The following is a 12,928-nucleotide window of genomic DNA, read 5'->3' on the forward strand; positions in this document are numbered from 1 at the left end:
CCGGCGGATCCCCGGCCCGAGTACGCGACGGCCAAAAAACCATATAGAATCCGGGGCGTAATTGCGTTTTCGCAATCAATCCCCGCCGCGCCCCAAACACCAGACGTGGTCGAAAACACCGACACATCGAGCCGGAATGCGCTCGCCGACGGGCATCGACCACAGCTCCAGGCCCCGCGGCCGCCGCTTCAATCATAGCAACGAGACCACCGGAGGCAGGATGTTCGTCGCCAAATCCACCCACCAGCGCATGGTCCAGCAACTGCGCGAGGAGCATGCGGCGCTGCAGGCCGAGAACAGCAGGCTGCGCGAGGAGCTCGAACAGACCCGCGCGGCGCTCGCCGAGGCCCGCGACGCGAGCATTCGCGAGGACCAGCTCAATACCCTGATGGCCAGCCAGAACACCCATACCCGCGCCAGCCTGCAGGACATCCAGGGCAATCTCGCCGGTTCGGTCGAGGACGCCAAGCACACCCTGAGGACGGTGACCGGCGTCACCGACGAGTTCACCGGTGTCGCCGACGAGCTGGTGAGCATCTCCGGCTTCCTCGCCAGCCTCGCCGGGACCGCCGGCGAGGCCAATCAGGTCGTCGGCCGGCTCTCGACCCATGCTGCGAGCATCAACGCCGTGCTCGGTCTGATCCGCACCATCTCCGAGCAGACCAACCTGCTCGCGCTCAACGCCGCGATCGAGGCGGCGCGCGCCGGCGAGGCCGGGCGCGGCTTCGCGGTGGTCGCCGACGAGGTGCGCGCGCTCGCCGACAAGACCCGCGCGGCGATCACCGAGACCCATGACGACATCCAGGAGATGATCGAGGCGGTCGGCAGCGTCGAGCGGATCTCCACCACCCTGGTCGACGGCGTGCGCGAGGTCGATGGCAAGGTCGGCGGCTTCAAGCACCGTCTCGATCGTCTGTACGGCGAGGTCGACACCGCCTTCGGTGACGTTCGTCGGGTCTCCGACAGCGTCTTCATGAGCCTCGCCAAGCTCGATCACGTGCTTTGGAAGGTCAACACCTATGCCTCGGTCGCCGCGCGTGCCCCGGCCTTCGACTTCGTCGACCATCACCACTGCCGTCTCGGCCAATGGTACGAGCACGGCGACGGCGAGGCCTTCTTCTCCGCCGCCGCACACTACCGCGATCTCGAGCCGCCGCACGCGCGCGTACACCAGGCCACCGGCCAGATCTTCGAGCTGCTCGCCCAGACGCCGCTCGACTATGCCGCGCTACGCGCCGCGCTCGAGGAGATGGAGGACGACAGCCGTCAGGTGTTTCTCATCCTCGACAGCATTCGCGCCGACATCGAACAACAAACGCCCACGGCCACCATCGATCGGAGCGCCGCCTGAGCCGGTCGACAAGAACAGGCTCACAGCAGGCCGCGCCCGACCCTCGGCGTCCGCGCATGCTCCATTGGATCCGCGGGAGATCACCCCAACTACTCGAACAGCAAGCCGTTACCGGTCACCATCCAGGCGAGCACACTCAAGACTGTGCTCGTCGACCATCAATAACTGCCGCGAACGGTCCGCACACCCAAGCCAGGCGTGGCGACCCTTGCGTATGTCCCGCGCCGATCCGGTATAGGCAAAGCAAAGGGGGACAGGCATGACGTTGCTCAACAGGCACTCGATCGGTTTCAGGATCGCGCTGTGGTCGGGCTCGATCCTGGTGATACTCGGGTTCGGGATCACCTTCTATGCACTTTCACAGATGCGCACGATGGCCGAAGGGCAACGCCAAGCCGCGATCGAGGCCGCGCGCGAGCTGATCGTTAAAGCGACCCACGAACAAGCCGCGATCATCGAGGCCGACACCGAGGAGCCACTGAGCGTCGTCCGCACCCTTGCCCAGACGCTCGGAGTGGCCGCGCGCAAGGACGCCGACGCCATGACCGACGCCGACTGGAAACGGCTGAGCGAACGCTATCGCCAGATCGAGGCGACCACCGCCATCGCGCGCGCCACCATCGCCGACTATGTCGCCGCCGCGCGGCGTGGCGAACTCACCCGCGCCGAGGCCCAGCAACAGGCCATCGCCGCGATCCGCCGGATGCACTCCGACGAGGGCGACTACATCTGGATCCAGGACCGTTCCAGCCCCTATCCGCGGATGGTGATGGACCCCAATGCACCCGCACTCGACGGTCGCGTGCTCGACGACCCGAGCTACGACACCGCCATGGATGTCGACAAGAACCTGTTCGTCGCCATCGACGAGCAGGTCGCCGACGACGGCGAGGGCCACATCCATTACGACTGGACACCGCCGGGCGAGGACACCGCCCGCCCCAAGCTCGCCTTCGCGCGCCTGGTACCTGAATGGAACTGGGTCGTCGCCTCCTCACTATGGCTCGACGAGATGGCCTTCTTCTCGCGCAGCGACGTCAATCAGATACTGCGTACCGTATTGCTGGAGCACCCTGACTTCCTCGGCATCACTACTGGGTGGGAGCCCAATGCATTCGACGGCGCCGACTCCGACTATGCCGAGACGGCAGGTCATGATGCCAGCGGCCGCTTCATCCCCTACTGGAGCCTCGACGCCACTGGTACCCCACAGGTCGAGCCCCTGGTTGACTACGAGACGCTAGGCGCGGGGGATTACTACATGCTGCCTCGCCAGACGCGTCAGGAGCAGGTCATTGACCCCTACTTCTATCCAGTCCAGGGCGAGGAACGCTTGATCACGTCAATGGTTGCGCCCGTGCTGCAAGGAGAAAAATTCCGTGGCATCGTCGCTATCGACATTGAACTTGGCCACTTCCAACGCCTCGCCGAGGAAACCGCCGCTGGCCTCTACGACGGACAAGCCGAGGTCGCGCTGATAGCCAACGATGGCACCATCATCGGCTCGAGCCGCCGTCCGGACTTGGTCGGAAAACAGCTCGCTGAACTCATCGACACCAGTGATCGCGTCCTCAAAAACATGCGCAGCGGTGACCCGTTACTGATCGAGAACGAGCGCGAGCTGCTCGCCTTCACTCCAATCCAGCTCGGCGTCAACGACCGACCTTGGGGCATTGTCGTGGCGGTACCACTCAAGGCGATCACCGAGACGGCTGATCGCGCTGCCACTGCCGCGCAGCACTCTGCGATGGTGATGGTCGCGGTCTCGGTAACGAGCATCGCGGTTGGTATCTTATTGATGCTAATGGTCACACGCGCCATCGTGCGCCGCATCCAGGGGCTCACCGGGATGATGCGCGACGTCGCCGAGGGCGAGGGCGACCTCACCCGCACCATCGATATCCACGGCAAGGACGAGCTGGCCGAGTTGGCCGCCGCCTTCAACCTGTTCCAGAGCAAGCTGCGCGACCTCATCGCCGAGGTCGCCGGCGGCAATCAGCAACTGGCCGCCGCCGCCGAGGAGCTCTCCGCCACCAGCCAGCAGACCGACGACCAGGTCCGGCGTCAGCAGGCCGAGCTCGAACAGGTCGCCACGGCGATGAACGAGATGACCGCCACCGTCGCCGAGGTCGCGCGCAACGCCACCGAGGCGGCCGCCGCGACCCTGCAGACCGACCAGGACGCCAGTGCCGGGAGTCAGGTGGTGGCCAGCTCGATCGCCTCGATCGAGGTGCTCTCGCAGCGCGTCGAGGGCGCCACCGAGGTCATCGCCCGACTCTCCGAGGACTCGGCCGAGATCGGCAAGGTGCTCGACGTCATCCGCGCCATCGCCGACCAGACCAACCTGCTCGCGCTCAACGCCGCGATCGAGGCGGCGCGCGCCGGCGAACAGGGGCGCGGCTTCGCGGTGGTCGCCGACGAGGTCCGCACCCTGGCCAGCCGCACCCAGGCCTCGACCACCGAGATCCAGCAGATGATCGAGCGCCTGCAGTCGGGCACCAGCCAGGCGGTGGCGGCGATGGAGGAGAGCCGGACCCAGGCCCAGGAGAGCGTCGCCATGGCCGGCGAGGCCGGCAGCTCGCTCGAGCAGATCACCCGCTCGGTGAGCACCATCAAGGACATGAACAGCCAGATCGCCAGCGCCGCCGAGGAACAGGCCGCCGTCTCCCAGGAGGTCGACCGCAATCTCATCAACACCACCCAGGCGATCGAGGGGGTGAGCGCCGGCGCCACCCAGATCAAGCACGCCGCCGGAGAACTGGCCGAGCTCGCCGCCGGTCAGCAGGAACGCGTCGGTCGCTTCAAGGTCTGACCGCCAAGATACCGTCTTGCCCGTCAATCGCCGATCATGCACACCAGCCTCCCCGACTGGAGGCTGGAAGCTGATCGCTGGAAGTTGGTTCGAACCGCCAAGGCGCCCCGGGACGGAACTCGGGGCGCGCCCCACTGGTCAGTGATGAGGATCACCGGCGCGGAGCGCCGAACATATCCAGGCCCAGAACCCAACGCACAAGGATGCCAGCCATCGTGCATCGCCACTGGACCACCGTCCTCGCCCGAGGCGCACTGTTCTCACTGCTCTGGCTGATCCTCGCCGGGACCGACCCCTGGTCCTGGCTGATCGGTCTGCCGAGCGTGGCGCTCGCCACCCATGCCAGCCTTGCGCTCTCGCCCCCGCGCCGACGACGACCGCGGGTCCTGGCGCTACTGGCCTTCATCCCCTACTTCGTCGCCCAGTCGCTGCGCGGCGGATTCGATGTCGCACTGCGGGTGCTGGCGCCGCGACCACGCATTGCCCCAGGCTTCATCGACTACCACTCCCGGCTCACCGATCCCGCCGCACGGGTGATCTTCCTCGACACCGTGAGCCTGCTGCCCGGCACCCTGGGGGCCGACATGCACGGTCAACGGCTGCGGGTACACGCCATCGACACCGGGGTCGACGTCCGCCCCGAGCTCATCGCGCTGGAGCAACGGGTCGCGGCGCTGTTCGCGCGCGAGGGTCACGGATGAGGACGCTCGCGCTGCTCGCCGCCCTGGCCCTGCTCGCCAGCATGTCGCTCGGCCTGATCCAGGTGCTGCGCGGCCCCGGCGCCGCCGACCGGATGATGGGCGTGCAACTGCTCGGCACCAGCGGGATCGGCGTACTCCTGCTGCTCGCCGTCGCCATCGAGCAGCCGGCGCTGATCGACGTCGCGCTGATCTTCGCGCTGCTCGCCGCGGTGGCCGCCGCCGCGCTCACCCGCCGCCGGCTCCAGGAGCCACCCGAATGACCGCCGCGTTCCTCTTCTCCGCGATCACCCTGCCGCTCGGCTGTCTGTTCTTCGCCGCCGGCAGCATCGGGCTGCTGCGCCTGCCCGACCTGTTCACCCGGCTGCACGCCCTGACCAAGGCCGACAACCTCGGTCTCGGCCTGCTGATCTGCGGCCTGCTGCCCTGGGTCGAGTCGCCCTGGCAGGGGCTCAAGCTGGTGCTGATCTGGCTGCTGGTGCTGCTCGCCGGCGCCACCGGCGCCCATCTGGTCGCCAAGCGCGCGCTGCGCGGCGACGGCGAGGACCTGCAATGACCCTATTGCTGTTCGACCTGGTGCTGATCGCCACCCTGCTGACCCTGGCCGTGGCCGCCCTGACCAGCGTCGAGCCGCGCCGCGCGGTGATGCTGTTCATCGCCTTCGGGCTGTGGCTGGCGCTGGTCTGGGCGCGGCTCGGCGCGCCCGACGTGGCGCTCGCCGAGGCGGCGATCGGCGCCGGACTCGGCGGCGCGCTGATGCTCGCCGCGGCGCGGCGCGCGGCACGCCGTCGGCAACGGACCGGGGGGGAGGGATGAACGGCCCGGCACGCCTGCTCGTCGCCCTGCTCGCCGCCGCACTCGGCGGGCTGCTGCTATGGGTGCTGGCCACCGCGCTCGCCGCGCGGCCCGAGCCCGCACTCGCCGAGGCGGCGTTCGCCGCGCTGCCGCTCACCGGGGTCGGCAACCCGGTCACCGCGGTGTTGCTCGACTACCGCGCCTACGACACCCTGCTCGAGCTGGCGGTGCTGCTCGCCGCGCTGCTCGGGATCTGGTCGCTCGGCCCGCCGGCCCCGGCCTATCAGCGCGCCGGCTCGGCGCTGCGGGCGATGGTCGCCTGGGTGGTGCCGCTGCTGATCCTCACCGGCGGCTATCTGCTCTGGGCCGGCGGCCAGGTGCCGGGCGGCGCCTTCCAGGGCGGTGCCCTGCTCGGCGCCGCCGGGGTGGTGCTGCGTCTCGCCGGCGACCCTCGCGCCGGGCTGCCCGGCGAGTCGCTCCAGCGGCTGCTCGCGGTGCTCGGCGTCGGCGCCTTCCTGCTGGTCGGGTTGACGGTGCTCGCGTTCGGGCGCGACCTGCTCGATTATCCGACGGACTGGTCGAAGTGGCTGATCCTCGCCATCGAGGGCGCCGCCACCCTGGCCATCGGCGCCACCCTGGCCGCGGCCTATGTCGGCGGTCGGCCACCGGGGGAGGGGCGATGAGCACGCAACTGCTCTACGGCGGCGCCGGCGTCGCGCTCTGCGTGCTCGGGCTCTGGGCCTTCCTGGTCCATAGGCCGCTGCTGCGCAAGCTGATCGCGATCAACATCATGGGCAGCGGCGTCTTCCACCTGCTGATCGCGCTCGCCGAGCGCGACGGCGCGCCCCCCGATCCGGTGCCGCACGCGCTGGTACTCACCGGGATCGTGGTGGCGGTGAGCGCCACCGCGCTGGCCCTGGTCTTCGGCCGACGACTCGATGAGCAGGGGGGCGTGCCCGAGGATGAACGCTAGCCTGCCGCTCGCGGTCTGCCTGCCGCTGCTCGGCGCGCTGGCCACCACGCTCGCGCCCGCTCGTGCCCGCGCGCTCGGACTGATCGCGGCGCTGGCGAGCAGCGGGGTCGTGCTCTGGCTGGTGGTCGGGGTGTGGGAGCAGGGGCCGCTGCGCGCCAGCCTCGGCGGCTGGTCGGCGCCGCTCGGCATCGCCCTCGCCGCCGACGGCGCGGTCGCCGCGCTGCTGGCGATGACCGCGATGGTCGCGCTGGCCATCAGCATCCATGCCGGAGGGTATTTCCGCGACCCCGAGCGGTTGCGCCAGTTCTGGCCGCTGTGGCTGCTGTTGTGGGCCGCGCTCAACGCCCTGTTCCTCGCCGCCGATCTGTTCAACATCTATGTCGGGCTGGAACTCCTCGGGCTCTCCGGCGCGGCGCTCGCCGCGCTCGGCGGCGGTCGCGCGGCGCTGACCGCGAGCCTGCGCTATCTGCTCGTCGGCCTGCTCGGCTCGATGACCTATTTGCTCGGGGTGGCGCTGATCTATGCCGCCCACGGTCAGCTCGACCTCGCGCTGCTCGGCACCCGGCTCGGCCCCGGGCTGGTGGATGCCACCGCGCTGGCGCTGCTGAGCCTGGGGCTGGCGCTCAAGGCCGCACTCTTCCCGCTGCACTTCTGGCTACCGCCGACTCACGCCAACGCCCCGGCGCCGGTCAGCGCCGCGCTCTCGGCGCTGGTCGGCAAGGTCGCCGCCTGGCTGCTGCTGATGCTCTGGCTCGGCCCCTTCGCCGCGGTGACCCAACCCGCCGCGGCCACCCTGCTCGGTCTGCTCGGCGCCTGCGGCGTGATCTGGGGGTCGTGGCGGGCGCTGCGCGCCGAGCGGCTGAAGCTGCTCGCGGCCCACTCCACGGTCGCTCAGATCGGTTATCTGTTCCTCTTCGTCCCCCTGATCCAGGGGCTCGACCCAGGCCCCGAGCGCACCGCCCTGCTCGGCGCCCTGTTGCTGATGGCGCTCACCCACGGGTTCGCCAAGGCCGCCTTCTTCCTCGCCGCCGGTCAGGTCCAGCAGCTCGCCGGGCATGATCGCATCGATGCCCTCGGCGGCACCGCGCAGCGACTGCCGGCGACCACCTTCACCCTCGGACTGGCCGGGGTGGCGCTGATCGGGCTGCCGCCGAGCGGCAGCTTCATCGGCAAGTGGCTGCTCCTGGAGGCGGCCATCGATCAGGGCCAGTGGTGGTGGATCCTGCCGGTGCTCGCCGGCACCCTGCTCGCCGCGGCCTATGTGTTCCGGGTGCTGGCGCGCGCCTTCAACCAGGAACCCACGCCGCTGCACTTCGTCACCCAGGTGCGCGCGGAGCTGCCGGGACTGGTGCTGGCGTTGCTCGCGGTGGCCGGCTTGGGGCTGGCGACCGGCGCGCTGTGGGGGCTGCTCGAGCCGGTGGAGATCGACCGATGAGCAGCGCGCTCGACACCCTGCTGCCGCTGCTGATCGTCTGCTCCTCGCTGGTGCCCGGGGCGGCGATCTTCCTGGTGCGCGAGGACAGCCATCTGCTGCGCACCAGTCTCAACATGGCCGGCGCCCTGACCAAGCTGGCGCTGGTCGGGGTGATGATCTGGGGGGTCTATCACGAGCACGACTACGAGAGCCGTATCAGCCTCGCCCCCGGACTCGATCTGGTGTTCGCCGCCGATGCGCTCTCGGTGCTCTTCGTCACCCTCTCCTCGGTGCTCTGGCTGGTGACCACCATCTATGCCATCGGCTATCTCGAGCGCACCCCCAACCGCAGCCGCTTCTTCGGCTTCTTCAGTCTCTGCGTCTCGGCCACCGTCGGCATCGCCCTGGCGGGCAACCTGCTCACCTTCGTCATCTGCTACGAGATCCTCACCCTCGCGACCTATCCGCTGGTGGCCCATCGCGGCACCCCGGAGGCGACTCGCGGGGCGCGCATCTATCTCTACTACACCGTCGGCGGCGGCGCCCTGCTGCTGCTCGGCGCGGTCTGGCTGCAGACCCTCGCCGGGCCGCTCGACTTCGTCCAGGGCGGCATCCTCGGCGATCTGCCGGCGACGCTGCACGGTCAGTTCCAGGTGATCTTCGTGCTGCTGCTCGCCGGGCTCGGGGTCAAGGCCGCGCTGGTGCCGCTGCACGGCTGGCTGCCGCAGTCGATGGTGGCCCCGGCGCCGGTGAGCGCGCTGCTGCACGCGGTGGCGGTGGTCAAGGCCGGCGCCTTCGGTATCGTCCGCGTGGTCTATGACGTCTACGGCGTGGGGCTGGCCGACGCGCTCGGGCTGCTCGCGCTGCTCGGCGCGCTGGCCTCCGTCACCATCCTCTACGGCTCGCTGCGCGCCCTGGTCCAGGACGGGCTCAAGACCCGGCTGGCCTACTCCACCGTCAGCCAGGTCTCCTACATCGCGCTCGGCACCTCGATCTTCGGCCCGATCGCCACCGTCGGCGGGCTGGTCCATCTGGTCCACCAGGGGATCATGAAGATCACCCTGTTCTTCTGCGCCGGCAACTATGCCGAGACCCTCGGCATCCACCGGGTCAGCCAGATGGACGGGGTCGGACGGCGCATGCCCTGGACGACGCTGGCCTTCAGCGCCGGCGCGCTGGGCATGATCGGCATCCCGCCGCTGGCCGGCTTCGTCAGCAAGTGGTATCTCGGGCTCGGCGCGATCGACGGCGGTGCCGACTGGGTGCTGGCGGTGCTCGCCGCCAGCGGCCTGCTCAACGCCGCCTACTTCCTGCCGATCCTCTATCGCGCCTGGTTCCGCCCCCCACCCGAACACTGGCCGGAGGAGCGGATCGCGCGGCGCCGTCTCGAGACCCGCGCGGCGCTGCTGTGGCCGCCGCTGATCACCGCGACCCTCTGTCTGCTCGCCGGTCTGTTCGCCGCCGCACCCTTCAGCCCGCTGGAGTGGGCCGAGCTGATCGCGCGCCGGGAGTATGATCGATGAGCGCCTGGCTGCTGCTCGCCGCCTGGATCTGGCCGCTGCTGCTGGCCCCCTTCGCATCCAGCACGCGCCATGGCCGCTGGCTCGCCGCGCTCGGCCCCCTGCCGGCGCTCGGCGCAACGCTCGTGGTGCCGCTCGGCACCCGTATCGAGCTGCCCTGGCTGCTGCTCGGCACCCAGCTCGGACTCGATCCACTGGGACGCACCTATCTGCTGTTCACCGCGCTGCTGTGGCTGGTCGCCGGGATCCATGCCGGCAGCGCCGGTCTCGGTCCCGCTGCCGGGCGCTTCCGCGCACTCTTTCTGCTCGCCATGGCCGGCAACCTGTGGCTGATCGTCGGCCAGGATCTGGCGAGCTTCTATGCCGGCTTCGCGATCATGGGGCTGGCCGCCTACGGACTGGTGATCCACGAGGGCAACGCGCGCGCGCTGCGTGCCGGGCGGGTCTATCTGGCGATGGCGCTGCTCGGCGAGGTCACCCTGTTCGCGGCCCTGGTGCTGATCGCCAGCGAGAGCGGGACGCTCGCCCCGGCGCCGCAACAGCTCGCCACGCTCGGACCTGCGGCCATCGGACTGCTGCTCGCCGGGCTCGCGGTCAAGGCCGGGCTGATGCCGCTGCACCTGTGGCTGCCGCTCGCCCACCCGGCGGCGCCGGCGGCGGCCAGCGCGGTGTTGAGCGCGACCATGATCAAGGTCGCGCTGCTCGGCTGGCTGCGCTATCTCCCGGTGGGCGTGATCGCCCTGCCCGGCTGGGGCGAGCTGCTGACCGGCATCGGGCTGCTGACCCTGGCGCTGGCCTTGCCGATCGGACTGATGCAGACCGAGGCGAAGACGGTGCTGGCCTACTCGAGCATCGCCAAGATGGGGCTGCTGGCGGCGCTGCTCGGAGCGATGCTCGCCGAGCCGACGCTGGCCGAGGTCGGGGTGGGCGCACTGGCGCTCTATGTCGTCCACCATGCCCTGGTCAAGGGCGGCCTCTTCCTCGGGGTGGGGCTGCGCAAGGCGGGCGCGCCGGCGCAGCCACTGATCCTCGCCGGCATGGCGCTGCTGGCGCTGGCGATGGCCGGCGCGCCGCTGACCAGCGGGGCCGCGGCCAAGGCGGCGGTGGCGCCGTTGCTCGAACACGCGCGCTGGCCGTGGATCCTCACCCTGGTGAGCGCCTCGGTGGTGGTGACCACCCTGCTGATGGCGCGGCTGCTGTGGTTGGTGGCCGGGATCGAGGCGCGCCCCCACCCCGCTCAGGGCTGGGCGCTGGCGAGCTGGGGTGGGCTGGTCGCGCTGGTGGTGCTGTTCCCGCTGCTCGTACCGGCGCCCCCCGAACTCAAGGACGCCCTCCTGGTCGGCGCCGGGGTGGTGCTGGCGTTACTGGTCTGGCGCTGGCCCGGCCCCTTGCGCCGTCTCGCCGGGCAGGTCCCGCCCGGCGACCTGCTGGCGCTGCTCGCTCCTCCGTGGCGTGTCATCACACACGTCTGGCAGCGCCTGGCAACAGCGTGGCTGGCGCTGACGCGTCCTCTCGTCGCCCGCCTTGAGGACACACTCACCCTCGGCCCGGCGGTCGCCGACGGCGAGCACGGACTACGCCGCTGGCCGGTTGCCGGGGCGCTGTGGCTGACCCTGCTGCTGCTGTTGATCGGCGCACTGTGGCGTGTGCCGGTCGAGATCGCGGCCAGGCCCATGGAGTCCGACCCCCTGATCGAATCCATCTCGGAGATCGAATCCATCTCGGAGATCGAATCCATCTCGGAGATCGAATCCACCTCGGAGATCGAATCCACCTCGGAGATCGAATCCACCTCGGAGATCGAGGCCACCTCGGAGATCGAAGCCATGCCGGAGGTCGAGAGCACGCCGGATGACCCCTCGCCGCAGATCGAGTCCATACAGGAGGCGGAGGCCACGCCGCGGGTCGAGCCGGGATCGACGCCGGGAGCGAGCGCCTGCGACCCGGCGCGCCCCTTCCTGCTCGCCGCCCCCGACGACGCCGAGGACCTGTTACGACTGCCCCGCTGCGACAGCGAGGGCAGCACACTCGACGCGCCCGAGCTGAGCAACGCCCTGGTGCGCCGGGTGCAGCACTGGCTGGTCGCGCTGGGGTTCGATCCGGGGCCGGTCGACGGGCTGATCGGGCCACGTACCCGCGCGGCGATCCGCGCCTTCGAGCGTGACCGGGGAGACCCCGCGCGCGGGGCGATCGACTTCGAGCTGCTCGAACGACTGACCGCCCCGGCGCGCTGAGCACCCGAACGAGGGAGCGCTAGGCGGCGGCGTCCCAGCGGCTCAATCGCGCGCGGGTCTTGTCGAGTTGGCGGATGAGCTGCTCGCTCTCGGCGTCGAGGAACTCGATGAAGGCGCTGGTCACCACCGACAGCTCCTTGCCCTTGGCGTGGGCGACGTGCCACTGGCGCTGCAGCGGAAAACCCTCGACATCGAGCAGCGCGAGCTGCGAGCGCGCACCTTCCTGAGTCAGGGTGTGGAGCGACAAAATCGACAGTCCGAGCTTGCCGTAGATGGCATGCTTGATCGCCTCGTTGCTGCCGAGCTCCATGCGCACGTGCGGCCGCAACCCGGCGCGCTCGAAGGTCTGCAGCACCACGTCGCGGATGCCCGAGCCGGGCTCGCGCATGATCAGGTGCTCCTCGGCGATCCGCGCCAGCGGGATGGCGCGCTCGCGCGCCAGCGGGTGGTCGCGATGGGCGACCACATAGAGCGGATTGGGCGCGAACACCCGCGAGCACAGGTCGATCTCGCGATCCGGGGTCTGGCCGAGGATATAGAGATCGTCCTTGTTGGCGAGCAAGCGCTCGAACACCCGATCGCGATTGGTGACCTTGAGCGAGACGTCGACCCCGGCGTGCTGCTGGCAGAAGCGTCCGAGCACCTCGGGGGCGAAATACTTGGCGGTGCTGATCACGCACAGACGCAGATAGCCGCGCTTGAGCCCCTTGAGATCGGCGACCTTCATCTCGAAGCGGTCGAGGGTGCCGAACATCTCCTTGACCGCCACCTCCAGCTCGCGACCGGCCTCGGTGAGATGGACCTGGCGGCCGATCTGCTCGAACAGCGGCAACCCGATGGCATCGCTCAACCGCTTGATCTGGGTGGAGACCGTCGGCTGGGTGAGATAGAGCTCGTCGGCGGCCTTGGTGAAGCTCTTGAGCCGGGCGATGGCCTCGAACACCTGCAACTGACGCAGGCTGACATGACGGACGAGGTTGAGCATGGGATCGAACATGGGGCACCCCGATGGCTGCGCTGACGGATGGATGCCGGGCCGCGCATCCTGGCGACGGCTCGGATCAGTCCGGCCAGACCCGGCGTCGCGGCAGCCGCGGTGCGGGCGCGGGCGACCCGGCGCGCGGCGCGGCC

12 protein-coding genes are annotated in these 12,928 nt (G+C 69.8%); 11 read left to right on the forward strand and 1 reads right to left on the reverse strand.

The window, feature by feature from the left end:
• Positions 1 to 220 precede the first annotated feature (220 nt).
• The 11 genes from EBL84_RS17595 (at position 221) to EBL84_RS13765 (ending at position 11,797) form a co-directional block, all read left to right on the forward strand.
• The gene (locus EBL84_RS17595) at positions 221 to 1,351 is read left to right on the forward strand and encodes a methyl-accepting chemotaxis protein (RefSeq protein ID WP_190287973.1); all 1,131 of its coding nucleotides are present in this window, start codon (positions 221 to 223) and stop codon (positions 1,349 to 1,351) included.
• 259 nt (positions 1,352 to 1,610) lie between these two features.
• Positions 1,611 to 4,163: a methyl-accepting chemotaxis protein gene (locus EBL84_RS13720; protein WP_123141334.1), complete on the forward strand. Its 2,553-nt coding sequence runs from the start codon at positions 1,611 to 1,613 to the stop codon at positions 4,161 to 4,163.
• Between the two features lie 215 nt (positions 4,164 to 4,378).
• Positions 4,379 to 4,864 carry a Na+/H+ antiporter subunit E gene (locus EBL84_RS13725; protein ID WP_123141335.1) on the forward strand — a complete coding sequence of 162 codons (486 nt, stop codon included), beginning with the start codon at positions 4,379 to 4,381 and terminating at the stop codon, positions 4,862 to 4,864.
• A complete protein-coding gene (locus EBL84_RS13730) occupies positions 4,861 to 5,124 on the forward strand; it encodes a monovalent cation/H+ antiporter complex subunit F (RefSeq protein WP_123141336.1) in 264 nt (87 codons plus the stop codon). The genes EBL84_RS13725 and EBL84_RS13730 overlap by 4 nt, the downstream gene beginning before the upstream one ends.
• Positions 5,121 to 5,417, forward strand: coding sequence for a monovalent cation/H(+) antiporter subunit G (locus EBL84_RS13735; protein ID WP_123141337.1), 297 nt, complete (start codon positions 5,121 to 5,123; stop codon positions 5,415 to 5,417). Before EBL84_RS13730 ends, EBL84_RS13735 begins: the two co-directional genes overlap by 4 nt.
• On the forward strand, positions 5,414 to 5,677 hold the full coding sequence (locus tag EBL84_RS13740) for a DUF4040 domain-containing protein (protein ID WP_123141338.1): 264 nt from the start codon (positions 5,414 to 5,416) through the stop codon (positions 5,675 to 5,677). The genes EBL84_RS13735 and EBL84_RS13740 overlap by 4 nt, the downstream gene beginning before the upstream one ends.
• Positions 5,674 to 6,339 carry an MnhB domain-containing protein gene (locus tag EBL84_RS13745; RefSeq protein WP_123141339.1) on the forward strand — a complete coding sequence of 222 codons (666 nt, stop codon included), beginning with the start codon at positions 5,674 to 5,676 and terminating at the stop codon, positions 6,337 to 6,339. Before EBL84_RS13740 ends, EBL84_RS13745 begins: the two co-directional genes overlap by 4 nt.
• Complete coding sequence (locus EBL84_RS13750) at positions 6,336 to 6,629, forward strand: cation:proton antiporter subunit C (RefSeq protein WP_123141340.1); 294 nt, start codon at positions 6,336 to 6,338, stop codon at positions 6,627 to 6,629. Before EBL84_RS13745 ends, EBL84_RS13750 begins: the two co-directional genes overlap by 4 nt.
• On the forward strand, positions 6,619 to 8,064 hold the full coding sequence (locus tag EBL84_RS13755; RefSeq protein ID WP_123141341.1) for a complex I subunit 5 family protein: 1,446 nt from the start codon (positions 6,619 to 6,621) through the stop codon (positions 8,062 to 8,064). The genes EBL84_RS13750 and EBL84_RS13755 overlap by 11 nt, the downstream gene beginning before the upstream one ends.
• Positions 8,061 to 9,566 (forward strand): complex I subunit 5 family protein, encoded by a 1,506-nt coding sequence (locus tag EBL84_RS13760; RefSeq protein ID WP_123141342.1) that lies wholly within the window; start codon positions 8,061 to 8,063, stop codon positions 9,564 to 9,566. The genes EBL84_RS13755 and EBL84_RS13760 overlap by 4 nt, the downstream gene beginning before the upstream one ends.
• Complete coding sequence (locus EBL84_RS13765; protein WP_123141343.1) at positions 9,563 to 11,797, forward strand: proton-conducting transporter membrane subunit; 2,235 nt, start codon at positions 9,563 to 9,565, stop codon at positions 11,795 to 11,797. The genes EBL84_RS13760 and EBL84_RS13765 overlap by 4 nt, the downstream gene beginning before the upstream one ends.
• A 19-nt stretch (positions 11,798 to 11,816) precedes the next feature.
• Here EBL84_RS13765 and EBL84_RS13770 read toward each other — a convergent pair whose 3' ends face one another.
• Positions 11,817 to 12,794, reverse strand: a complete 978-nt coding sequence (locus EBL84_RS13770) for a LysR family transcriptional regulator (protein ID WP_123141344.1) — start codon at positions 12,792 to 12,794, stop codon at positions 11,817 to 11,819.
• Positions 12,795 to 12,928 lie beyond the last annotated feature (134 nt).

Source organism: Marichromatium sp. AB31, assembly GCF_003718685.1.
In the GTDB taxonomy this organism is placed as follows: domain Bacteria; phylum Pseudomonadota; class Gammaproteobacteria; order Chromatiales; family Chromatiaceae; genus Marichromatium; species Marichromatium gracile.